Consider the following 20,892-nt stretch of genomic DNA (forward strand, 5'->3'; position numbering starts at 1 on the left):
TACCAGGTGGCGATGACCTAAGGTTAGGGTCACCAGACCCTTCGCCTAGTGGCGATGACCTAACCTCGGGGACACTCAGGGAGGCGTGAGGCCGCGCCGCGACCTTCTCCCTCATGCGCCTCAGAGCGCCCTTGCTGCTCACTGCTGGTCGCTCACGTGTCGGTCACGCGCCCGTACTCTTTCGGGGTCCAGATTCTCCAGCCTTCTCGCGCTGCCGGGTCGCCTCGCGCAGGGCCAGTTCGGCGTTGACGCCGACGCCGCGCGCCAGGTCCACGGCCGCCAGGAGAAGCTCGCCCACGGCGCGCTCGGCCACCACGGGTGAGGCCTCATGGAGCGCCCCCAGCGCGGCCTCGAGCCCTGGCGCTGAGCCCGCGGGCCAGCCCCGCTTGTGGCCGAGCTGCTGGGCGCGCATGAGCGCGGGCAGGCTGCTCGGCACCTCGGAGCCTAGCCGTCCCTCCTTGGCCTTGAGCGCCTGCCAGTTCTCGAGCACCTCGGCCGGCGTGTCCGCTCGAACGTCGCCGAAGACGTGCGGGTGGCGGCGCCGGAGCTTGTCCACGATGGCCGTCTCGACGGTGTCGTAGCTGAAGGTCCCCGCCTCCTCGGCGATGACCGCGTGAAAGGCCACCTGCAAGAGCACGTCGCCGAGCTCGTCGGCCACCTCCGCCGGATGACCGCCGCTCAGGGCGTCCACCGCCTCGGCGGCCTCCTCGAGCAGGTAGGGCCGGAGCGAGAGGTGGGTCTGCTCGCGGTCCCAGGGGCAGCCGTCCGGGGCGCGCAGGCGGCGCATGATCTCCAAGAGACGTTGCATGGCGCCAGTCTACCGCGCCCGGTGAAGGCCTAGACCAAACCCCAGACCTTGAGGACGCTCAGGAGGCGCGGCAAGGGCTCTTGCCACAGCCACCCCGGCTCGAGCGCCAGGCCCGGCAGAACGGTGCTGCGGAAGAGGCCGTCACCCGTGGGCACGGCGGTGTAGATGCCGTCCTCGCCGAGGCTGTAGAACTCCGCCTGCTTGCGGATGGGGTCGATCAGCCAGTACTCGCGGACGCCCCCCTGCTCGTACTCGTAGAACTTGTCGCCGCGGTCGCGTGCGCGGCTCTCGGGGCTGATGATCTCCACCGCCAGGTCGGCGGGGCCGTTCAGGTAGGTGTCCTCGAGGCGGCCCAAGTGCGCTTGGCTAAGAAAGAGGACGTCCGGTTCGCGCCCCGGCCCCTCCGGCCCGAGCTTCATCTGGAACGGCGCGGCAATCACCACGCCCAAGCCACGCGCCTCCACAAAGTGCTGGAGCAGCGCCGCCAAGAAGTTCGCCAAGAGTTGATGACGTTTGGACGCCGGACTCAACTCGATCACCTCACCGTCAACCCACTCGGCCCGGGTATCCTCGTCCGCCCAGGCCAGGAACGCTTCGTAGCTCATCTTGCGCGGTGAAGAGGGCACGACCGCCGCCACCGATTTTGGCTTGATATCCGCCATGAGAACTCCCGTCGGTCTTCATTCTAAACTCCAGGCGCGCGCGCATGTCACGGCGTCCGGGCTCGAGTGCTCAGCCTTTGGCTAGGCGAATCGCCGCCCACAGCCTGCCCGTCTTGCCCCTGTCGCGCCGGTGCGAGTAGAAGCGCGTCGCGTCGCAGTGGGTGCAGAGACCGCTGTCCCAGATGTGCGCCGCCCGTACGCCGGCCGCTATGAGCGCGGCGCGGTTGACCCCTGCCAGGTCCAGGCGGTAGTGCCCGGGTCCGTCGGGCGCGACCACCGCAGGGGGAAAGCCGCGCGCCAGAAATCCCTCGGCGACCTCGGCGGAGACCTGGTAGCAGGGACCGCGGATGCCCGGGCCGATGGCCACGCGGACATCGTCGGGCCTCGAGCCGTAGCGCCCTTTCATGTGCGCCACGACCTCGGCCGCGACGCCTTCTAAAGAGCCGCGCCAGCCGCAGTGGGCGGCACCGACGGCGCCCCCGCGCGGGTCGTAAAAGAGCAGCGGAAAGCAGTCGGCGGCGCCTACGACGAGCAGCAGCCCCGGGTCGTCGCTCACCGAGGCGTCGGCCTCCTCCTCGAACCAGCAGGGCGCGGCCTCGAGGACGCGGGCGCCGTGGACCTGGCTGAGCCCGCAGACCCTCTCGGGAACGGCGTCCAGGGCCGCCAAAAAGCGCCGCCGGTTCTCCTCGACGCGCTCAGGCTCGTCGCCGCTGCTGAGGCCCAGGTTGAGGCCGGCGAAGGCGCCCTCGCTGACGCCGCCCTGACGGGTGCTGAAACCGTGGGGCGCGCCCAGATTGGGCGCCCGAATGAGAGAGACCGTGTGAGACCGCGTCATGGTTCCAGTCTAGCCTCTAGCTAGGGCGTGTCGCAGAATTCCAGAGTGGCGCGCTGTCACCATAGACGGTTCGAATCAGTAAGCAAACATTTCCTGCAAGGTCTCGCAGACCTCCCGCTGGCTCTCCACCTCAATAGAGCCGAGCAAGTCTCCTAGACGCATCTTGTCGACAGCACGTAGATGATCGAGGAGGATCAAGCCCTGCTTGTCCTGAAAGGTACAGGGAACCCTGCTCGGGAATTCGAAACCTCGACTCGTCAAGGGGGCAACGATGACCGTTGCCAAGCGGTTGAGTTCGTCGGGCGATACCACCACGCAAGGGCGAAGCTTGTTCATCTCGCTGCCCTTGGCAGGCTCTAGGTTGACGCGGTAGACCTCAAAACGGTTGACGTGCATCCTAGAGATCTAGGAGTTCGGGAAGGTGTCGAGGTCGCCGTCTAAGTCTGCCCCCAACCACTCCTGGTCGTAGGTGACCTCACCACGCTCCACGGCGGCCTTGATGGCCTCGCCCCAGCCCTGACGTGGCTGCTTAACAGGTCTGATCAACAGACCGCCCCGCACTACCTTGAGTTCCAGTTCGCTATTCCCGAGGCCTGCCTGCTCGATCAGGGCTTTGGGGATACGAACGCCTTTAGAGTTACCGATCTGAATGAGTGCTGCCATAGCGTAATTGTAGCGTAACTAGCTAGCCTCTACGGGCGTCTCCCCCAGCAGCCGGAGCTTGACCACCCTGGACAGGCGCTTGAGCTGCCGCTCGCGCCGCAAGGCCTCGCCGCGCGCCAGGCAGGGCTCGCTGTAGACGAGCGTGGCGGGCAGACGAGCGCGGGTGTAGCGCGCCCCCAAGCCGGTATTGTGCGCCCGCAGGCGCCTCGTCAGATTGGTGGTCACGCCGGTGTAGAGGCTGCCGTCGCGGCAGCGGAGCATGTAGACGTGCCACATCGTCACGCCTTGCCGCCCGCCTGCTAGCTTCCCCCGCCCAAACGAGGACCGGCAGGACGTTCTCGGCGGGCGGCAAGGGGCGACGGTAGCGTCTCGAGTAGGCGCGGAAGGGCTTGCAGGCGCAGTTGAAATCGAAGACCCGCCCTTTCTCCTGACGCCCGGCCTCGAGGTAAGGCCCGGCAGCGTCCCTCTCGGAGCCGCTCGTCACGTCCCTGAAGACGAAGAGCCCCTCGGGCGCGGCGGCATCCGGCGAAGAGGGTGAGCGCGCAGGCTTTGCTCCCCGGAAAGTGGAGGAGGCCGCCAAAGCGCTTGGGGAAGGTCTCAGCATGGCTCATAGGGCAACGCAACGAACCTTGTGGCTATTATCGTCAAGCAGTAGGATAATACCATGCCACGGACCCAAATTTCCGTCGACGAAGCGCTCCACAAGCGTACCGAGGAGGTCCGCGAGAAGATCAGGGAACTGGTAGACGAGGTGCTGGAGGGCCAGGGACCAACGCGATTGGCTGAGCCCCAAGTAGAAGGAGAGGGCGAGCGATGAAAGCTATCACCCCAAAGGACGTGCAGACAAGGCTGGCAGAAGAGAACGCCCCCTTGATTCTCGATGTGCGCGGTACCGACGAGTACGCGGCCGGGCACGTGCCCGGCGCGGTCAACATCCCCATGGATGAAGTGGAAGCGCGTCTGGAGGAGATTCCCCGCGACCGCCCGGTGGTGCCCTACTGCAACATGCAGCACCCCGGCCTTTCGCGCGGCGAACGCGTGACCGCGCTCCTTTTGGGTAAGGGCTACGAGGCGCGCGTCCTGGACGGCAGCTTTCTAAAGTGGCAGGAGGAACTGCCGATCGCCAAGGACGAGTGCTGAGGTTTCATGGCCGGAACAAAAACAGCAACGACCGAAGCGCGCAGCCCTGAGGGGCCGCAGGGCTCGTTTGTCGAGGTCCTGGCTGCTTTCACCAAACTCGGGCTGACCTCCTTCGGTGGGCCCATCGCTCACCTGGGTTACTTCCGCGACGAACTGGTGGTGCGCCGGGGGTGGACGGACGAGGGGAGCTACGCCGACCTCGTCGCGCTCTGCCAGTTTCTGCCCGGCCCGGCCAGCTCGCAGGTAGGCATCGGCATGGGCATGGCTCGAGCCGGAGTGTGGGGAGGCTTCGCGGCCTGGCTCGGCTTCACGCTTCCCTCAGCCCTGGCCCTCATCGCCTTCGCCTTTGGGGTGAGCGCGATTGGCGACATCAGCGAGGCGGGCTGGCTGCAAGGGCTCAAGATCGTAGCGGTCGCGGTGGTGGCGCACGCGGTCTGGGGCATGGCGACGAACCTCACGCCCGACCGGCCGCGCATCACCGTTGCAGTCCTCGCGGCTATCGCCGCGCTCGCCTGGCCGACCAGCCTGGGGCAGGTGCTCATCATCTTGGCGGGCGGCTTCATCGGCTGGCGTCTCTTGCCCGGTGAGCCCCTCATCCCCCAGAAGCACGGCCACTACCGCATCAAGCGGCGCGTCGGCGCCCTGCTGCTCACACTGTTCTTCGGCCTGCTCCTGGTCCTGCCCGTCTTGAGGGAAGCCTCAGCGAGCTTTCCCCTAGCCGTCTTCGACTCCTTCTACCGGGCGGGCTCGCTCGTCTTCGGCGGCGGGCACGTGGTCCTGCCGCTCCTGCAAACCGAGGTGGTGCCGCCCGGCTGGGTGGACAACGAGACCTTCGTCGCGGGCTACGGCGCGGCGCAGGCGGTGCCGGGGCCGCTCTTCACCTTCGCCGCCTACCTGGGCGCGGTGATGCAGCCGGGCTTTGCCGGTTTGTGGACAGCCACGGTAGCGCTCGTGGCCGTGTTCGTGCCGTCCTTCTTGCTGCTCATCGGCGTCCTGCCCTTCTGGGACGGGCTCCGCGCCCTGTCGCCCGTCCAGGCGGCTTTGCGCGGCGTTAATGCCGCGGTGGTCGGCATCCTCTTGGCGGCGCTCTACAGTCCGGTGTGGACGAGCGCCATCTTCCGACCCGTCGACTTCGCTCTCGCGTTAGGTGCGTTCCTGGTGCTCTCGTTCTGGAAGTGGCCGCCGTGGCTGGTGGTCGTGCTTACGGCCGCCGCGGCAGCAATCATCGCTAGGGTGCTGTGACGGAGCAGCTTGTTTTGCTCGCGCTGCTCACATTTGTTGCCTTATTCCGGCTATGGTGACGAGCTACCGCGATACGCGCGCGCGGCGCTGAAAGACCACCACAAAGACCACCACAAAGACCACAGACCCCCATAGCGAGCACGGGTGCCTGAGAACTCGCCGCGATGGGAAGCTGCGGGCGGCTATCGGGGGCCTTGAACCGAGCGAGCAAAAGGAAGGTAGTCTCTCGCACCTCCACCCTTCTCCTCGCTCCTGCCCGCTCACACGGCTTTCGAAACGGCGATCCTTGCTGACGGCTTGAGCCGGCCGTCCTCGAGCTCGACCACCACGTCGGCGCGCCCGGCCAGGCGCGGGTCGTGGGTCACCACGATGACCGTCTTGCCCTCGCTCGCCACGTCCAGGAGCGCGGCCAAGACCACGCCGCCGCTCTTGGAATCGAGGTTGCCGGTAGGCTCGTCGGCGAAGATCACCTTGGGGTCATTCGCCAGCGCCCGGGCGATCGCCACGCGCTGGCGCTCGCCACCCGAGAGGCGAAAGGGCAGAGAGCCGGCGCGGTGGCCCACGCCGAAGCGCGCCAGCAGCGCCCGCGCCTTCTTGAGCCGCTCGGCGGGCGGCTTGCCGGCCAGGCCCACGGGAAAGGCCACGTTCTGCTCGGCGCTCAGAACCGAAATCAGGTTGAAGGACTGAAAGACGAAGCCGAACTCGAGGAGGCGGAGTTCGGCGCGCTCGTTCTCGCTGAGGGCCGTCAGCTTGCGGCCGTCCAGCCAGATCTCGCCGCTCGAGGGGGTGTCGAAGCCGGCTAAGAGGTTTAACAGCGTGGACTTGCCCGAGCCCGACGGCCCCATCACGGCGGTCACCCTGCCGGCCGCGAAGGTGAAGCTGAAGTCCGTAAGGGCGATCACGTCGCCGCCGGGGCTGGCGTAGACCTTGGAGAGCCTGTCAGCTCTGAGCATGCTCCCGCTATTCCCTGGCCATCGCCACGGTGATGGGGATGCGCGCGGCGCGGGCGGCGGGCAGCAGGCCCGAGGAGAGGCCCATGAAGATAGCCAGGGCCACCGCGAAGAGCAGGAGGCGCAGGGTCAGGGCGGCGACCTCCAAGCCGATCAGGTCCATCGACACGTTGTTGACCACGAAGATGCCGAGCCGCCCCAGGAGCACGCCGACGGCCGCGCCGATGAGGCTTAAGAGCACCGACTCGGCGAGCACCAGGCCGAAGAGAAAGCGTGGCTTGGCGCCCAGTGCGCGCACCAGGCCGAACTCCCTGGTGCGCTCGAAGACGCTCATGAGGACGGTGTTGGCGACCGCGATGGCGCCGACGATCAGGGCGATGGCGCTGATGCCCAGCCTGACCACGTCGCCGATGCGAATGGCCTGGTTGATGACGCCCAGGACGTCCTCGCGCGTCTGAAAGCCCAGGTCGGGAAAGCGTCCTGCCAGTGCCGCGCCGATCTCGGCGGCGCGCCAGCCCTCGCTCAGCTCGAGCGCCAGGAAGTTCACCCGGTCGTAGATGCCGATGGCCTCCTGCAGGCTGCTGATCGGCACCACCACCGCGTTGTCGACGACCCTGCCACCGCTTCTGGCGACGCCAACGATCTCGAACGAGCTCTGCGGGTTTAAGCGCAGGGTGCCGCCTAGACCTACGCGGGCGCGCTCGGCGGCGTTCTGGCCGATGACCGCCACGTTCCGTCCTTCGTCCTCGGCGCTCAGACTGCGGCCTTCGAGCACCTCGTAGTCGAAGTAGATCTCGCCGATGGGCTTGGCGGCGGGCAGGCCCTGGAAGAGAAAAGAGGTCGCCGGGTTGAGGCCGCCGCGGACGTAGAAGATGAGCGGGGTGATGGCGGTGATGCCGTAGGTGTCGGCCTCGGCCTCGAGCTCGCCGATGTAGTCGGTAGGCAGCTCGGGAACGCCCGAGATCGACAGCCCGTCGAAGGGCCCGTAGCTCACCTGGAGGTCGGGGCCGATCGCGCTGAGCTGCGCGGTATAGACCTGCCTGAGCCCCTCGCCCAGGGAGAGAAAGATCACCGTGGAGCCCACCGCCACGGCGATGCCCAGGGTGGTCAAAAAGGTGCGGACGAGGCGCTGACCGAGCGAGCGGAGCGCGAGAAACCATATCACGGACAAAGTCTACGCTATCGCGCGCTGGGGCTTGTCGCGCTGCACTGCATTGGTGAGGGTTGGAAGGTTGAAAGGTTCAAAAGTTTGAAGGTTCAGAACCTTCCAACCTTCTAACCTTCTAACCTTCAAACTGCCCCTCACCGAAAGAGCCGCCCCACCACCTCGCCGCCCGAGCCGAGGGTGCCGGCGGACTGGCCGTTCAGGCTCACGCGGATGCTGCTGGCCGCGCCGGCGTGGACGTAGACGGGCAGGGGGAACTCGAAGCGCTGGCCCGGCTGCGCCGTGGTGTAGAGGAGCCGCTCGCCCTCGTTGCGCGCGCCGCCGCTCCAGACCTCGAGCCAGCTCGGCGCCGACTCGACGGTGATGACGATGTTGCCCTCGCCGCCCGCTGCCGTCGCCGGCACCTCCGCTGCCCCGTCCGCAAGCGGCTGCAGCTCGACGTTGAAGGAGCGGTCGGTGGCCAGGGTCTCGCTGAACTCGGCCGTCTCGTGGCCCTCCAAGCTGAGCCGGACCACACCGCTCTCGCGGGCGCGGATGGGAAACTGCAAGGGCGTGTTGCCCAGGTAGAAGTTGTCGACGCTCACTTCCGCGCCGGGCGGCGTCGAAGAGATCGACAGGGTCACGCTGCTGGGCGCGGTGCCGCCCTCGGGGACGGCCGGGGACGGCGCTTCGCTGCTGGGCGCCAGCGGGATGATCGAGGGGCTAGCGGTGGTCCCGGGCGGCGCTTCGGGCGCGACCTCGGCGGGGCCGGGGCGGAGGTTGGTGGCGGCCCACCAGACCCCGAGGGCGGCGAGCAGGACGGTGAGCGCGAGCAGCCAGAGGAGCGGACTGCCGCGCCGCTTGCTGGGATCGCCGGTCCAGAAGTCCCTGTCGAGGCTGGACGACAGCTTGGACGGCAGCTTGGCCGGCATGGTGTTGGCCGGCGTGGTATCCCTCGAGCTCCGGCGGGTCACCGGGATGACTCCAGGCGTAACGGCGGACGTGTCGGGGGGCGCCGGTCGGGGGGCGCGCCTGGGCGCCTCGCCGGGCGTCTCGCCTTGAGCCGTGGACGGCTCCTCCGCCGCCCGCTCGGGTGCCGGTGAAGGTTGCCTCGCGGGCGCCTTGGCGATGGCCACGTTGGGGTCGGCGCCGATCACCGGCGCTCTTGGGGGAGGTGGGGGAGCCGCGCTCTGGCCCGCGCTCTGGCCCGCACTCTGGCCCGCGCTCTGAGCTGCGGAGTGACGCTCGCGCTTGAACTTTTCCAGGAGCTGGGTGTCGCTGATGCCCAGCGTCTGGGCGTAGAGCCTCACGAAGTTGCGGGCGTAGACGTCCTCGGGCAGGTCCTGGTAGCGGCCCTCGTCGAGCGCCTTGAGGTACTCCTTGCGGACGTGGGTCACCTCGGCGACGTCCGAGAGCTCGAGCCCCTTGGCGATGCGCGTCTCGCGCAAGATGTCGCCCAGGCGCCGCGCGCTGTCGGGTCTTGGAGCTTGTCTCGTCGTGTTATCCATCCCTCACCCTCTCAGGGCTCACCCGCTCAGGGCCCGCCCGCTCATGGTTCACCCGCTCATGGTTCACCCGTTCATGGCCCACTGTGGACGCCGCGCTTTGCCCTGCCGCCCCGTCCATCCGCGCCCCCAGGGCCAGGGCCAACTCGGCGGCGAGGCGGGCGTTTTCCTTTAGCAGCCGCAGGTTGACCTCCAGGCTGCGGCCTCCCGAGAGCTCGGCCAAGCGGGAGAGCAGGAAGGGCGTGAGACGCTTGCCGCGCACTCCGGCCTCACGGGCCTCTTGCCTCGCCTGGGCCAGCCAGGCGGCCAGCTCGGCCTCGGCCAGCCCCGCGGACACCGGCTTGCTGACCACCACGGACGCCGTCAGGCCGAGTTCGGCTTGCATTCTATAGTGCCTGGCCACCTGGGCGGGCGTGTCGGCGCGGGCGGCCACGGCCAGGCGCGTTTCCGGGCTGTAGAAGCCCGCCAGACGGTCGCTCCGGTAGCCGAGGACGGCGACGCCCAAGCTCTCGAGCCTCTCCAAGGTGGCCGCCACATCGAGGATCGACTTGGCGCCGCTGCACACCACCAGGAGCGGATAGCGCGCCAAGGCGGCGAGGTCCGCCGACTCGTCGAAAGCCTGCTCGCCCTGCTCGGGATGTACGCCGCCGAGACCGCCCGTGGCGAAGACGCTGATGCCGGCGCGGTGAGCGGCGTAGAGGGTGGTGGCGACGGTGGTGCCCGCGTCCCTGCCGCTCGCCAGAAGCGCGGAGAGGTTCCAGAGCGAGGCCTTGTCGGCGTCCGCCCCGGCGAGGTGCTCGAGCTCGTCCTCCTCCAGACCGACGACGAGCTCGCCGCCGATGACGCCGACGGTGGCGGGCAAGGCCCCCGCGGCGCGGACGGTCTCCTCGAGCTCGCGGGCGAGCCGCAGGTTCTCCGGCCGCGGCAGGCCGTGGGTGATGACGGTGGACTCGAGCGCCACGACGGCCTCGCCGCGGGCCAGGGCGGAGGAGGCGCCAGGAGAGATTCGAAACGACATATGTCATTATACCGTAACGAGGTGATGGGAATTTTGAGACTTCGGCCCTTACTATTGAGGCTATGACCCTCGAGCCTACGACCGCTGAAAACCATGCTCGTCAGGAGACGGCGCCGATCACCGAACTGCGCGGGGTGACCAAGACCTACCCCGGCGCCAGCGCCGTCACGGCCCTGCGCGACCTCTCGCTGACGGTGCGCGCGGGCGAGTTCGTGGCGATCATGGGCAGGTCGGGCTCGGGCAAGTCCACGCTGTTAAACCTGCTCGGGCTGCTCGACCGCCCGACCGCGGGCAGCCTGCGCCTTCACGGCGAGGAGGTAGGCAGCAAGGGCGACGATGAACTCGCGCGCCTGCGCCGCGAGAAGCTGGGCTTCATCTTCCAGTCCTTCAACCTCTTCGCTAGGGCCACCGCCCTGAACAACGTCGCCATGACGCTGCTCTACGCCGGCGTGCCCGTGGCCGAGCGGCGGCGGCGCGCCGAGGCGATGCTCCGCAGGGTCGGCCTCGCCGACCGCGCCCACCACCTGCCCAGCGCACTCTCGGGCGGGCAGCAGCAGCGGGTGGCGATCGCCCGGGCGCTCGTCAACGACCCGGTCATGATCTTGGCCGACGAGCCGACCGGCAACCTCGACTCGAGGACGGGCGAGAGCGTCTTGGCGCTCCTGCAGGAGCTAAACGAGGGCGGTGCGACCATCCTTATGGTCACCCACGACGAGGACATCGCCCGCCACACCGGGCGCATCGTCCGCCTCTTCGACGGCGAGATCAGAGAGGATCGCGCGGTGGCCAAGCCGCTGCGCGCCGCGCGGGCCCTGTGAAGGCGGGAAGCCGTAAGGCCGCTATGAGGCTAGGTATGAATGAGGCTAGGGGTATGAGGCTGCTATGAGGCTAGGGGACTACTTCGCGGCCGCGCTCGAGAACATCCGGGCGGCCAAGCTGCGCAGCTTTCTGACCTCGCTGGGCATCATCATCGGGATCGGCTCGGTGGTCCTGCTCATCGCCATCGGCCAGGGGGTCAGCGAGACCGTGACGGGCGCCTTTGCCGATCTGGGCTCGACCAGGATCACGGTGACGCCGGGGGCGCCCAGGGGCCAGGGGCTGACCTTCGGGCCGGGCTCCGGCGCGGCCAGCACGCTCAGCTTAGAGGACGCCGCGGCACTCGCGGAGCTCGAGGGGGTGGCGGCGGTCGCGCCCGTCATCGCCCTGGCGGCGACCGCGCGCGGGCCCGAGGCGAGCCTGACGCTGGCGGCGGTCGGCACCACCCCGGCCTATCTCGAGGTGGCGCGCCAGCGCCTGCTGGCCGGCCGGGCCTTTGCCGGGGACGACGAGCTGGTGCTCAACCAGGCGGCGGCCGCGCCGCTCTTGGGCACGTCCAATAGTTCGGAGGCCGTCGGGATGCGCGTGACGCTGAGCGCTCAAGCCTTCAGTCAGGTCTTCACCGTGGTCGGCATCGTCGAGGACGTGCTGCCGCCCTTCGCCCAGGCGGGGCCGGGCGGCGCGGACGAGGCGCGCGCCAGTCCCACCGCCCTCTTGCCCGTCGGGCGGGCCCTGGCGGCGGCGGGGACGGAGCGGGTGGCGCAAATAATCCTCAGCGCCGAGAGCCCGGACGAGGTCGCGGCGACCGAGGAGCGGGTCCAGGCTGCGCTTTTGGAGCGCCGGGACGGCAGCCAGGACTTCAGGGTCAGCTCGCTGCAAGAGGTCATCGCCTCCTTCAGCGAGGTGTTCGAGGTGCTCACCCTCTTTCTCACCGCCATCGCCGGGATTTCGCTGCTCGTCGGCGGCATCGGCATCATGAACATCATGCTGGTGACGGTCACCGAGCGCACCCGCGAGATCGGCGTCGCCAAGGCGATCGGCGCGACGAGGCGCGATGTCGTCCTGCAGTTTCTGGTCGAAGCGGTGGTGCTCAGCCTGATCGGCGGGGCCCTGGGCCTGCTCTTCGCCTGGCTCGGCACCCTGGTCTTGCAGCGGGGCTTCGGCCTGCCCGCCGTCGTCACGCCGTCGGCCGTCTTTCTGGCGGTGGGCGTGTCGGCCGCAATCGGCGTCTTTTTCGGGGTGGTGCCGGCCTGGCGCGCGGCGCGGCTCGACCCGATCGAGGCTCTGCGCCACCAGTAAGGGCGCGACAGTAAGGGCGCAAGCACGCGCCGTGGTAAGCTCTCGCGGTGGACCTGCCCGACCTCGACAGCCTCATGCCCTACCTGGGCCAGCTCACCTTCGGCGCGCTCGCCGGTTTCGCGGTGGGCTACACCCTCAAGAAGGTGAGCAAGCTCATGGCCCTGCTTCTCGGCGTGCTCTTCATCTGCCTTCAGCTCCTGGCCTACTACGGCTTTGTGAGCATCGATTGGCCGCGCGTCCAGGAGAGCATGGACCCTCTCTTGGGCGCCGAGCCCTTGAACCAGACGTGGCGGGGTCTGCTCGAGCTCCTGACCGCCAACGTGCCCTTTGCCGCGGCCTTCGTCCCCAGCATGATCCTGGGCCTGCGCCAGGGTTAGGGGGCCGACAGCGGAGGTCTGCGGCCGTGTTAGCCTGCGAAAGGCAAGTTCTTGGCGTCCCCGGCTTAATCTGAGTCCTCGAGACTCAAGCTACTTGACAACTGCCTGGCGATAGCGTAATAATACAGGCGGAATTAGCACTCGCGGCTTGTGAGTGCTAAAAATCTGTGGGGCAAAGCCCTCACCAACAACCCGGAGGTCTATTCATGCAGTTAAAACCATTAGGCGATAAGGTCGTCGTCGAGGTCATCGACGAGCCTACCACCACCGCCAGCGGCATCGTCCTGCCCGACACCGCCAAGGAGAAGAGCCAGCGCGGCAAGGTGCTCGCGGTCGGCTCGGGCAAGGTGCTCGACTCGGGCCAGCGCGTCGACCTCGAGGTGAGAGAAGGCGACACCGTGGTCTTCGCCAAGTACGGCGGCACCGAGATCAGCCTAGACGGCAAAGACCTGATGATTTTGAGCGAACGCGATATTCACGCGGTCGTCCAGTAAAGGAGCAGTCATGGCTAAAGAACTAGTTTTCCAAGAAGAAGCCCGTCGCAGCTTGGAGCGCGGCGTCAACGCCGTCGCCAACGCGGTCAAAGTCACCTTGGGCCCCAGGGGCCGTAACGTGGTCCTCGAGAAGAAGTTCGGCTCGCCGACCATCACCAAGGACGGCGTGACCGTCGCCAAGGACATCGAACTCTCCAACGGCTTGGAGAACATCGGCGCCAAGCTGCTCATCGAGATCGCCAGCAAGACCAACGACATCACCGGTGACGGCACCACCACCGCCACCGTGCTCGGCCAGTCGATCGTCCGCGAGGGCCTCCGCAACGTCGCCGCCGGCGCCAACCCGCTGGCCCTAAAGCGCGGTATCGACAAGGCCGTCGAAGTGGCCGTCGCAGAGATCCGCACCATGGCCAAGTCGATCGAGGACTCCAAGGCCATCGCCGAAGTCGCCGCCATCAGCGCCAACAGCCGTGAGATCGGCGACCTGATCGCCGAGGCGATGGACAAGGTCGGCAAGGACGGCGTCATCACCGTCGAGGAGTCGAAGACTTTAGACACCGACCTCACCGTGGTCGAGGGCATGCAGTTCGACAAGGGCTACCTTAGCCCCTACTTCATCACCGACTCCGAGGCGATGGAAGTGGTCTTAGAAGACGCCTACATCCTCATCCACGAGAAGAAGATCTCGGCCTTGAAGGACCTCCTGCCGGTCCTGGAGCAGGTCGCCCAGACCGGCAAGCCGCTGCTCATCATCGCCGAGGACATCGAAGGCGAAGCACTCGCCACCCTGGTCGTCAACAAGCTGCGCGGCACCCTGAACATCGCCGCGGTCAAGGCCCCCGGCTTCGGCGACCGCCGCAAGGAGATGCTCAAGGACATCGCCTCGGTCACCGGCGGCGAAGTGGTCAGCGAAGAGCTCGGCCTCAAGCTCGAGAACACCAAGATGGACATGCTCGGCCGCGCCAAGCGCATCCGCATCTCCAAGGACGAAACTACCGTCATCGAGGGCCAGGGCGACACCAAGGGCATCGAAGCCCGCGTCAAGGCGATCCGCGGCGAGATCGACAACACCGACTCCGACTATGCCCGCGAGAAGCTCCAGGAGCGCCTCGCCAAGCTGGCCGGCGGCGTCGCGGTGATCCGCGTCGGCGCGGCCACCGAGACCGAGCTCAAGGAGAAGAAGCACCGCTTCGAGGATGCGCTCTCGACCGCCCGTTCGGCCGTCGAAGAGGGCGTCGTCGCCGGTGGCGGCGTCACCCTGATCCACGCCATCGGCGCGGTCGAAGGGCTGCTCGCTAGCCTCGAAGGCGACGAGAAGACCGGCGCCCGCATTTTGATGCGCGCGCTCGAGGAGCCGGCCCGCCAGATCGCCTTGAACGCCGGCGCCGAAGGTTCCGTCGTCGTCAACGCCATCAAGGGCAAGAACGACGGCCGCTACGGCTACAACGCCGAGACCGGCGAGTTCGTCGACGACATGATCAAAGCCGGCATCGTCGACCCCGCCAAGGTGACCCGCGCCGCCCTGCAGAACGCGGCCTCGATCGGCTCGCTGCTGCTGACCACCGAAGCGGTCATCGCCGACAAGCCCGAGAAGGAAAAGGGCGCCCCCGGCGGCGCCCCCGACATGGGCGGTATGGGCGGCATGGGCGGCATGGACTTCTAGACGCTCACGTTCAGACAGCTCAACCAGACAGCTCAACCAGACAGTCAGGCGGCCTTCGGGCCGCCTTTCTTGCTTCCTCTAATCTTGCGGACGACGCGGAGCCGCCGTGAAGAGAAGCACGGCCCAGCCGCTGATCATCGAGACGCCGCCGATGGGCGCCACCGCGCCGAGCCAGCCCGCGCCGGTAAAGACCAGTCCGTAGAGGCTGCCCGAAAAGACGAGGCTGCCGAAGAGGAAAAAGGGCGCGGCCCTATGCGTCCCCCTCGGCAGGGCGGCGAGCGCCAAGAGCGCCAGGGCGTGAAACATCTGGTAGCGCACCGCCGTCTCGAAGGTGATGAGTCGCCGCGGCTCGATCACGCCCTCGAGCGCGTGCGTACCAAAGGCGCCGAAGGCCACCGCCAGCCCGCCCAGGAGGGCCGCCGCTTGCAGCGGGGAGGGGCGCATCAGCCCCCCCGGCCTCCCTTGTTCTTGGCCTGGCGGCGCACGGCCATCACCCGCCCGATCTCCTCGCGGAGCTCGCCGAGGTCCAGTTCGTCGTGGCTGCCGCCGTGGTCGAGAATCTCCTGCACCAGCCTGTTGAAGGCGTCCACGCAGGGGTCGGGCGCGGGCGCCTCGCTGCTCAGGCGGCCGAGTTCTTTCACCTGCTCGCCATACTTTTGCTCTTCGCGTTCCCGGCAGTCCTTGAGCTGCGCGATAGCGGCGTCGATGGTCTGGGGATTGTTCGGACTCATAAAGGCTTCCTTTCGCCTTAGCCAAAGCTTTCGCCTTAGCCAAATATGTAACACAAAGAGGGCTGAGAAACCTGGCTGCACGCCCGCTGCTACACGACCGACCCCAAAAAGCGCCGGAGCCGCACAGCGAGCTGCGGGAACTCGATCAGAAAGGCGTCGTGGCCGTGCGGCGAGCGGATAGAGGCGTAGTCGGCCCGGGGCAGCGCCTCTACCAGCGCCTTCTGCTCGCTTTCGGGGTAGAGCACGTCCGAGTCGATGCCCATGACCAGGGCGGGCAGGCGCATCCCCCTCAGCACCTCCGCGAGCCGCCCGCGGTCCTCGCTCAGGTCGTAGTCGTCCATCGCCTTGGTGATGTAGAGGTAGGTGTTGGCGTCGAAGCGCTTGACCAGCTTGACGCCCTGGTAGCTCAGATAGGACTCGATCTCGAAGCTCGGCTCGAGGAGCCCCCGCGAGGCGCTCACCCGCTCGCGGCCGAACTTGCTCTCGAGCGAGTCAAACGAGCGATAAGAGAGCATGGCGACCGCCCGGGCCAGCCCCAGACCGGTCTCGGGCTGGCGCCCCTGAGGGTAGTCCCCCCCCCGCCAGAGGGGGTCCGAGGTGATGGCGCGGCGGGCGACCTCGTTCAGGCCGATGGCCCAGGCGGAGTGCCGGGCGCCCACCGCGATCGGCACCATGCCGCGGACGAAGCCCGGGTACATCGCCGCCCATTCGAGCACCTGCATCCCGCCCATGCTGCCGCCGACGACGGCCTTGAGCGACTGCACGCCCAGCCTGTCGAGGAGGCGCCGCTGCACCGTCACCATGTCGCGCACCGTGTAACGCGGAAAGTCCAGCCTATAGGCCCGGCCGGTCTTCGGGTTCAGGCTGCTCGGGCCGGTGCTGCCGTAGCAGCCGCCCAGGATGTTCGAGCAGACGACGAAGTGCTCTCTGGTGTCGACGGCCTTGCCGGGGCCGACGAGCGGGTCCCACCAGCCGGGCACCTCGCGCGCGTCGCCGAGGCCCGCCGCGTGCGCCGAGCCGGTGAGGGCGTGGCAGAGGAGAATGGCGTTGTCGCGCGCCCGGTTGAGGCTGCCGTAGGTCTCAAAGGCGACCGCGACGTGCGCCAAGATCCCGCCGTACTGCAAGGTGAGCGGGTCGTGGTAAGTCGCCACGTCGACGAGACGGGGCTGCACCGGGCCGACGCTGCCCGAGGCCTCCGCCTCGCTGCGGGCGATGAGGGCGGCGTGGTCGCCCCAGGTCTCGTGGATCAGGGTCCGCGCCATCTATCCTCCACTAGGCCTATCCTCCACTAGGCCAGGGCCTGCTCGAGGTCGGCCTCGAGGTCGCCAATGTCCTCGAGGCCCACCGACAGCCTGACCAGCTCCGGCGTCACCCCGGCCTGGCGCCTGGCTTCCGGCGGCAGGCCCGCGTGGGTGGTCGTCCAGGGGTGGATGACCACCGTCTTGGCGTCGCCGATGTTGGCGAGGTGCGAGGCGAGGCGGACGCGGTCGAGAAAGGTCCGCGCCGCCGCCTCGCTGCCAGCCTCGAAGGCGAGGACGGCGCCAAAGCCGTTTTGGAGCGTGCGCTGGGCCGTCTCATGCGAGGGGTGCGAGGGGAGGCCGGGGTAGAGGACGCGCCTCACCTTGGGGTGGTTCTCGAGCCAGCTTGCCAGCGCCAGGGCCGAGTCGCAGGCGCGCCGCACCCTTAGCGACAGGGTCTCGAGCCCCTGCAGGGCGAGCGAGGCGTGGTAGGGCGACAGCGTCATGCCCATGGTAAACAGCCCCAGGTCGTGGGCGCGGCTGGTAAAGGCGGTGTCGCCGCCCCGCGACAGGTAGCTCCGGCCGCGACTGTCCGCCTTTGAAAAGGCCGGAAACTTGGGGCTGTTCCAGTCGAAGCGCCCCGCCTCGACGACGGCGCCGCCGATAAAGGTACCGTGCCCGCCGATCCACTTCGTCGCCGAGTGAAGGGCGATGTCGGCGCCCTGCGCCAGGGGCCGGCAGAGATAGCCGCCGCAGCCCCAGGTGTTATCGACCACCAAGGGCACGCCCCGTTCCCGGCAGAGGGCGGCAATGGCGGCGATATCCGGGACCGAGCCGCTCGGATTGGCGATGGTCTCGAGCCAGACCGCCACGGTGTTCTCCTGGATAGCCTCGGCGACGGCGTCCACCACCGGCTCGACCATGCTGGTGTGGCAGCCCCAGGGCTCCAAAAGCTTGGTCGCCACCGCGAAGGTGCCGCCGAACATCTCCCGGGAAAAGACCAGGTGGGCGCCGGGAGAGGCCAGCGTCAAGAGTATGGTGGTGGTAGCCGCCTGGCCCGAGGCGAGGGCGACGCCCGCCGCGCCGTCCTCCAAGGCCACGAGCCGCCTCACGAAGGCCTCGACCGTCGGGTTGTGCATCCGCCCGTACTGACTGCCGCTCCTTTTGCCCGCGAAGAGGTCCTCGGCGTGCTCGGCGCTCTCGAAGACGAAGGAGCTGGTCGCGTAGATGGGCACGGCGCGGGACCTAGTGGTCGGCTCGAGGTCCTGTCCGGCGTGGATTTGCAGGGTTTCGAAGCGGTAGGCCATGAGGGGCTCCTTTGTTGAGAGAGGATAAAAATGTTGAGAGAAGATAAAAAGCACGAGACGCCTCCGCGCCCGGGCGCGAGAGGCAGCAAGCGACCAGCGGCCAAAAACCGTCAGGCCGCGCTGGGCATTCGCTGGGTTGTGACGGGTGTGACCGTCATCTTCGCCTCCTTGTCCGCTAGGTTAAGGGCACTAGCCCTTAGGCCCTAGTGGTTAAGGGCACTAGCCCTTAGGCCCTAGTGGGCCTGACCTATGGCTCGCGGTCTCGAGGCGTTCTCCGCCTCATCTTTCCGGATGCGCGTCATCGTGACGCCCCCTCCGGCTGGATTTAGCACCCGCCTGAATGAAGGCTGGTTGCTGCGGTGTCTCAGGGCCAGGTCCCTCAACCGCTCTCGATAAGTGCCGCCACAGCCTAAGCTCGCGGGGTGGCGAGATGATTAAAGCACAGCCGCGATACTACATGCAAGCAGGGTCAGGGCCGGAGGTCGGTGAGCGGAGCGGTCCTGGACGTGAATGGCGGCTTGTGGACGAGCCGAGCTGGACAAGCAACGTCTTCAGGTTCCGGCGGCTTCATCCGGCGCTGGTCCGGGCAGCAACAGCCACAGGACGGGATAAGCGGCCAGCGTCACCCCGGCACTCACCGCCACGCTGAGCCCGTAGCCCACGCGCAGCCACAGGGGAGGCAGGCCGGTGAACTCGGCGACGCCGCCCAGGACGCCCAAGAGGACGCGGTCCCGGCGCGACCTTCTGAGCCGCGCGGTGGTCTGCGGCCGGCGGGCGCGCCGCTGTTCGTGGAGGAGGCCGTCGCGTTTTTCGGGTCTGTTTTGCACCCCTTCAGTCTAGCAAGCCGCTCCCCTCGCCGCCTTCCTTCCCGCGACCCCGCAGGGGGAGCCGCGGCTCGAGCGCGGGGTCGCGCAGGGCCGCGTGGACGACGGCCTCGAGCTCCCTTACCGCTACACCGTGGTAATGATCGGGTAAGGGCGCCAATCTGACCAGCGCCTTGGCGTAGTTGCGGCGACCGCCGCGGGCGCTGCCCATGGGCCGCGCCTTGTGGAGCGCCGCCGCCAAGAGGATGACACCCTTGTAGAAGTCCTTGTCGAGCCCTGTGGCGGCCATCCACAGCGGCTCCAGGGCCTCATGGCACTCCCAGAACGCCCCGCTGTCGAAGAGGCGGACGCCCTCGCTCCAGGCCTGCTCCACCGCTATCTTCACCGCCGTCTCCACCGCCACTAGCCGATCACGACGAAAAAGGTGGCGGCGTCAGCATCGGCCAGGTCACGTCGCCAAACTGCTTCGTTTGCTCCATCCGTTGCCTAGCCCTCCTTCGGGAAACGGTGGTGTGCAAAGACCTCGGAGAAATCCGCTTCCAGAGACTGAATATGCTATATATGCTATCACAGCATGTCCGCGAAGCAAGGGGTGGCCTCGTCATCGGGTTGTCCAAGAGTCCAAGTGTCCAAGGGGGCTCATGAAGCAAAATGCTATTCTAGCGCCTATGGATTTCAACCTCGACGAGCCGACGCGCGAGCTCCTGAGCCGCGAGCGCGCGGTGGTGGCCGACCTGCGCAGTCTGCTCGACCGGGTGAACGCCGAAAGGGACGACATCCATGACCTCAAGACGGCCCTAAGAGACCTCGAGGGCATCTTTATGCTGGTGGTCTCGGGCGAGTACAACTCGGGCAAGTCTACCTTTCTCAACGCGCTCCTGGGCGCCGATATCCTACCCGAGGGCGTCACCCCGACGACCGAGCGCATCCACATCCTGCGCTACGGCGACACCCCACGCGAGGTCCAAGAGAGCGACTTCGTCCTCCGGCGCGAGGTCCCCCACGAGCTCCTCAGGAACCTGGCGCTCGTCGATACCCCCGGCACCAACGCCATCATCACCCACCACCAGGAGCTGACCGAGCGCTTTATCCCGCGCGCCGACCTGGTCCTCTTCGTGACCAGCGCCGACCGGCCCTTCACCGAGTCCGAGCGCAAGTTCTTGGAGCTCATCGCCTCCTGGGGCAAGAAGATCGTTATCGTGGTCAACAAGCTCGACATCTTGGAGACCGAGGACGAGCGCGAGAAGGTCCTTGCCTACGTGAGCAGTCACGCCAGAGAGAACCTGAACGTCACCCCGCGGGTCTTCGGCGTCTACGGCCGCCGCGCCCTCAGAGCCAAAAAGGCCCGCGACGCCGGCGCGCTCGCCAAGACCGGCTTGCTCGAGCTCGAGCGCTTTATCCACGACCACCTCGCCGAGGGCGAGCGCCTCAAGCTCAAGATGCTGACCCCCCTGGGGGTGGCTCGGCGTCTGGCCCAGAAGTACCAGGTGGCGGTGGCTGAGCAGCTTGAACTGTTAGAGGACGACAAGCGCACCCTGGAGGAGGTCGATCGGCAACTCGGCCAGTACCGCAAGGACATGGCGCGCGAGTTCGAGAGCTACCTCACCCGCATCAAGATGGTCCTCCTGGAGGTCGAGCGGCGCGGCGACGCCTTTTTCGACGACACCGTCAGACTGGGGCGCATGGCCGACCTGGTGTGGCGCCGCGACAAGGTCAGCGAGGAGTTCACGCTCAAGGTGATCCGCGGCGCCGACAAGGAGATGGAGCGGGCGGTGAGCGCCCTGGTCGACTGGTACATCGACCGCAACCTGCAGTTCTGGGAGGACGTGATGGCCTTTGTCAACGACCGCCGGCGGGCGGGCGAGGAGCGGGTGATGGGCGACATCGGCGGGCGCTTCGCCTACGACCGCGAGGCGCTCATCAGGAACCTGAGGCGGAGCGCCGAGGACGTCTTGAAGGGCTACGACGAAGAGAAGGAGTCGCGGCGCCTGGCCGAGGCCTTTCAGGCGGCGGTGGTGCAGTCGGGCCTCCTGGGCATCGGCGGCATCGGCATCGGCGCGGCGGTGGTGGCCTTCGTGTCGGGTCTGGCCTTCGACATCACCGGCATCATGGCCGGCCTCACCTTGGCCGGCCTGGGCCTGTTCATCTTGCCCAACCGCCGCCAAAAGGCCAAGCG

25 protein-coding genes, 1 pseudogene and 1 riboswitch are annotated in these 20,892 nt (G+C 67.7%); of the genes and pseudogenes, 9 read left to right on the forward strand and 17 right to left on the reverse strand.

The annotated features are described in order from the left end of the window. Window positions 1-163: 163 nt before the first annotated feature. The 7 genes and pseudogenes from M3498_18070 to M3498_18100 form a co-directional block, all read right to left on the reverse strand. Window positions 164-808, reverse strand: coding sequence for a nucleoside triphosphate hydrolase (locus M3498_18070; protein ID MDQ3461174.1), 645 nt, complete (start codon window positions 806-808; stop codon window positions 164-166). A gap of 29 nt (window positions 809-837) precedes the next feature. Further along, window positions 838-1,470: a Uma2 family endonuclease gene (locus M3498_18075; GenBank protein MDQ3461175.1), complete on the reverse strand. Its 633-nt coding sequence runs from the start codon at window positions 1,468-1,470 to the stop codon at window positions 838-840. A 70-nt stretch (window positions 1,471-1,540) separates the two neighbouring features. Beyond that, on the reverse strand, window positions 1,541-2,305 hold the full coding sequence (gene pgeF / locus M3498_18080) for a peptidoglycan editing factor PgeF (protein ID MDQ3461176.1): 765 nt from the start codon (window positions 2,303-2,305) through the stop codon (window positions 1,541-1,543). Between the two features lie 75 nt (window positions 2,306-2,380). Next, window positions 2,381-2,701: a type II toxin-antitoxin system PemK/MazF family toxin gene (locus tag M3498_18085; protein ID MDQ3461177.1), complete on the reverse strand. Its 321-nt coding sequence runs from the start codon at window positions 2,699-2,701 to the stop codon at window positions 2,381-2,383. Between the two features lie 9 nt (window positions 2,702-2,710). Beyond that, window positions 2,711-2,968, reverse strand: a complete 258-nt coding sequence (locus M3498_18090; GenBank protein ID MDQ3461178.1) for an AbrB/MazE/SpoVT family DNA-binding domain-containing protein — start codon at window positions 2,966-2,968, stop codon at window positions 2,711-2,713. An 18-nt stretch (window positions 2,969-2,986) separates the two neighbouring features. Next, window positions 2,987-3,244, reverse strand: a complete 258-nt coding sequence (locus tag M3498_18095; GenBank protein MDQ3461179.1) for a GIY-YIG nuclease family protein — start codon at window positions 3,242-3,244, stop codon at window positions 2,987-2,989. A gap of 88 nt (window positions 3,245-3,332) precedes the next feature. Next, window positions 3,333-3,572, reverse strand: a pseudogene (locus M3498_18100) (DUF1684 domain-containing protein). Window positions 3,573-3,632: 60 nt separating this feature from the next. On the opposite strand from M3498_18100, the gene M3498_18105 reads away from it, so the two are divergent. Genes M3498_18105 through chrA form a run of 3 tightly spaced genes read left to right on the forward strand, consistent with a single transcriptional unit; the run spans window position 3,633 to window position 5,350 of the window. Then, entirely contained in the window at window positions 3,633-3,785 is a 153-nt protein-coding gene (locus M3498_18105) for a hypothetical protein (protein MDQ3461180.1), read from the forward strand. Beyond that, window positions 3,782-4,108 (forward strand): rhodanese-like domain-containing protein, encoded by a 327-nt coding sequence (locus M3498_18110; protein ID MDQ3461181.1) that lies wholly within the window; start codon window positions 3,782-3,784, stop codon window positions 4,106-4,108. Before M3498_18105 ends, M3498_18110 begins: the two co-directional genes overlap by 4 nt. Window positions 4,109-4,114: 6 nt before the next feature. Next, window positions 4,115-5,350, forward strand: a complete 1,236-nt coding sequence (gene chrA / locus M3498_18115; GenBank protein MDQ3461182.1) for a chromate efflux transporter — start codon at window positions 4,115-4,117, stop codon at window positions 5,348-5,350. A gap of 260 nt (window positions 5,351-5,610) precedes the next feature. On the opposite strand, the gene M3498_18120 is transcribed toward chrA, so the two are convergent. The 4 genes from M3498_18120 to M3498_18135 form a co-directional block, all read right to left on the reverse strand. After that, the gene (locus tag M3498_18120) at window positions 5,611-6,303 is read right to left on the reverse strand and encodes an ABC transporter ATP-binding protein (GenBank protein MDQ3461183.1); all 693 of its coding nucleotides are present in this window, start codon (window positions 6,301-6,303) and stop codon (window positions 5,611-5,613) included. Between the two features lie 7 nt (window positions 6,304-6,310). Beyond that, window positions 6,311-7,465 (reverse strand): ABC transporter permease, encoded by a 1,155-nt coding sequence (locus tag M3498_18125; protein MDQ3461184.1) that lies wholly within the window; start codon window positions 7,463-7,465, stop codon window positions 6,311-6,313. A gap of 137 nt (window positions 7,466-7,602) precedes the next feature. After that, the gene (locus M3498_18130; GenBank protein ID MDQ3461185.1) at window positions 7,603-8,952 is read right to left on the reverse strand and encodes a DUF4115 domain-containing protein; all 1,350 of its coding nucleotides are present in this window, start codon (window positions 8,950-8,952) and stop codon (window positions 7,603-7,605) included. Further along, window positions 8,945-9,967, reverse strand: coding sequence for a pseudouridine-5'-phosphate glycosidase (locus M3498_18135; protein MDQ3461186.1), 1,023 nt, complete (start codon window positions 9,965-9,967; stop codon window positions 8,945-8,947). Before M3498_18135 ends, M3498_18130 begins: the two co-directional genes overlap by 8 nt. A 62-nt stretch (window positions 9,968-10,029) precedes the next feature. Here M3498_18135 and M3498_18140 point away from each other — a divergent pair, with 62 nt between their 5' ends. From M3498_18140 to groL, 5 genes are all read left to right on the forward strand, one after another. Next, entirely contained in the window at window positions 10,030-10,785 is a 756-nt protein-coding gene (locus tag M3498_18140; GenBank protein MDQ3461187.1) for an ABC transporter ATP-binding protein, read from the forward strand. Window positions 10,786-10,849: 64 nt separating this feature from the next. Beyond that, entirely contained in the window at window positions 10,850-12,082 is a 1,233-nt protein-coding gene (locus M3498_18145; GenBank protein ID MDQ3461188.1) for an ABC transporter permease, read from the forward strand. A 47-nt stretch (window positions 12,083-12,129) separates the two neighbouring features. Beyond that, window positions 12,130-12,459 carry an FUN14 domain-containing protein gene (locus M3498_18150; protein MDQ3461189.1) on the forward strand — a complete coding sequence of 110 codons (330 nt, stop codon included), beginning with the start codon at window positions 12,130-12,132 and terminating at the stop codon, window positions 12,457-12,459. 206 nt (window positions 12,460-12,665) lie between these two features. Next, a complete protein-coding gene (gene groES / locus M3498_18155) occupies window positions 12,666-12,953 on the forward strand; it encodes a co-chaperone GroES (protein ID MDQ3461190.1) in 288 nt (95 codons plus the stop codon). A gap of 10 nt (window positions 12,954-12,963) precedes the next feature. Next, entirely contained in the window at window positions 12,964-14,616 is a 1,653-nt protein-coding gene (gene groL, locus M3498_18160) for a chaperonin GroEL (GenBank protein MDQ3461191.1), read from the forward strand. 78 nt (window positions 14,617-14,694) lie between these two features. Here the strand turns inward: groL and M3498_18165 are convergent, their stop codons facing one another. The 6 genes from M3498_18165 to M3498_18190 all read right to left on the reverse strand — a co-directional run bounded on the left by M3498_18165 (window position 14,695) and on the right by M3498_18190 (window position 19,101). Continuing rightward, window positions 14,695-15,060 carry a DUF423 domain-containing protein gene (locus M3498_18165; protein ID MDQ3461192.1) on the reverse strand — a complete coding sequence of 122 codons (366 nt, stop codon included), beginning with the start codon at window positions 15,058-15,060 and terminating at the stop codon, window positions 14,695-14,697. Continuing rightward, window positions 15,060-15,347: a hypothetical protein gene (locus M3498_18170; protein MDQ3461193.1), complete on the reverse strand. Its 288-nt coding sequence runs from the start codon at window positions 15,345-15,347 to the stop codon at window positions 15,060-15,062. The genes M3498_18165 and M3498_18170 overlap by 1 nt, the downstream gene beginning before the upstream one ends. An 89-nt stretch (window positions 15,348-15,436) precedes the next feature. After that, complete coding sequence (gene metX, locus M3498_18175; protein ID MDQ3461194.1) at window positions 15,437-16,609, reverse strand: homoserine O-acetyltransferase; 1,173 nt, start codon at window positions 16,607-16,609, stop codon at window positions 15,437-15,439. Between the two features lie 26 nt (window positions 16,610-16,635). Next, complete coding sequence (locus M3498_18180) at window positions 16,636-17,892, reverse strand: aminotransferase class V-fold PLP-dependent enzyme (protein MDQ3461195.1); 1,257 nt, start codon at window positions 17,890-17,892, stop codon at window positions 16,636-16,638. 276 nt (window positions 17,893-18,168) lie between these two features. After that, window positions 18,169-18,291, reverse strand: a riboswitch (SAM riboswitch). A 152-nt stretch (window positions 18,292-18,443) separates the two neighbouring features. Beyond that, on the reverse strand, window positions 18,444-18,719 hold the full coding sequence (locus M3498_18185; protein MDQ3461196.1) for a PspC domain-containing protein: 276 nt from the start codon (window positions 18,717-18,719) through the stop codon (window positions 18,444-18,446). 4 nt (window positions 18,720-18,723) lie between these two features. Continuing rightward, a complete protein-coding gene (locus M3498_18190; GenBank protein ID MDQ3461197.1) occupies window positions 18,724-19,101 on the reverse strand; it encodes a DUF309 domain-containing protein in 378 nt (125 codons plus the stop codon). 283 nt (window positions 19,102-19,384) lie between these two features. Here M3498_18190 and M3498_18195 point away from each other — a divergent pair. Next, window positions 19,385-20,892: dynamin family protein (locus M3498_18195; protein ID MDQ3461198.1), on the forward strand; the 1,508-nt coding region annotated here is incomplete at its 3' end.

This window comes from Deinococcota bacterium (assembly GCA_030858465.1).
Lineage (GTDB): Bacteria > Deinococcota > Deinococci > Deinococcales > Trueperaceae > JALZLY01.

Bases quoted from the DNA above. Each gene is read 5' to 3' on its own strand.
- M3498_18070 (MDQ3461174.1), bottom strand. From the start codon at position 808: ATGCAACGTCTCTTGGAGATCATGCGCCGCCTGCGCGCCCCGGACGGC.
- M3498_18075 (MDQ3461175.1), bottom strand. From the start codon at position 1,470: ATGGCGGATATCAAGCCAAAATCGGTGGCGGCGGTCGTGCCCTCTTCA.
- pgeF (MDQ3461176.1), bottom strand. From the start codon at position 2,305: ATGACGCGGTCTCACACGGTCTCTCTCATTCGGGCGCCCAATCTGGGC.
- M3498_18085 (MDQ3461177.1), bottom strand. From the start codon at position 2,701: ATGCACGTCAACCGTTTTGAGGTCTACCGCGTCAACCTAGAGCCTGCC.
- M3498_18090 (MDQ3461178.1), bottom strand. From the start codon at position 2,968: ATGGCAGCACTCATTCAGATCGGTAACTCTAAAGGCGTTCGTATCCCC.
- M3498_18095 (MDQ3461179.1), bottom strand. From the start codon at position 3,244: ATGTGGCACGTCTACATGCTCCGCTGCCGCGACGGCAGCCTCTACACC.
- M3498_18105 (MDQ3461180.1), top strand. From the start codon at position 3,633: ATGCCACGGACCCAAATTTCCGTCGACGAAGCGCTCCACAAGCGTACC.
- M3498_18110 (MDQ3461181.1), top strand. From the start codon at position 3,782: ATGAAAGCTATCACCCCAAAGGACGTGCAGACAAGGCTGGCAGAAGAG.
- chrA (MDQ3461182.1), top strand. From the start codon at position 4,115: ATGGCCGGAACAAAAACAGCAACGACCGAAGCGCGCAGCCCTGAGGGG.
- M3498_18120 (MDQ3461183.1), bottom strand. From the start codon at position 6,303: ATGCTCAGAGCTGACAGGCTCTCCAAGGTCTACGCCAGCCCCGGCGGC.
- M3498_18130 (MDQ3461185.1), bottom strand. From the start codon at position 8,952: ATGGATAACACGACGAGACAAGCTCCAAGACCCGACAGCGCGCGGCGC.
- M3498_18135 (MDQ3461186.1), bottom strand. From the start codon at position 9,967: ATGTCGTTTCGAATCTCTCCTGGCGCCTCCTCCGCCCTGGCCCGCGGC.
- M3498_18140 (MDQ3461187.1), top strand. From the start codon at position 10,030: ATGACCCTCGAGCCTACGACCGCTGAAAACCATGCTCGTCAGGAGACG.
- M3498_18145 (MDQ3461188.1), top strand. From the start codon at position 10,850: ATGAGGCTAGGGGACTACTTCGCGGCCGCGCTCGAGAACATCCGGGCG.
- groES (MDQ3461190.1), top strand. From the start codon at position 12,666: ATGCAGTTAAAACCATTAGGCGATAAGGTCGTCGTCGAGGTCATCGAC.
- groL (MDQ3461191.1), top strand. From the start codon at position 12,964: ATGGCTAAAGAACTAGTTTTCCAAGAAGAAGCCCGTCGCAGCTTGGAG.
- M3498_18165 (MDQ3461192.1), bottom strand. From the start codon at position 15,060: ATGCGCCCCTCCCCGCTGCAAGCGGCGGCCCTCCTGGGCGGGCTGGCG.
- M3498_18170 (MDQ3461193.1), bottom strand. From the start codon at position 15,347: ATGAGTCCGAACAATCCCCAGACCATCGACGCCGCTATCGCGCAGCTC.
- metX (MDQ3461194.1), bottom strand. From the start codon at position 16,609: ATGGCGCGGACCCTGATCCACGAGACCTGGGGCGACCACGCCGCCCTC.
- M3498_18180 (MDQ3461195.1), bottom strand. From the start codon at position 17,892: ATGGCCTACCGCTTCGAAACCCTGCAAATCCACGCCGGACAGGACCTC.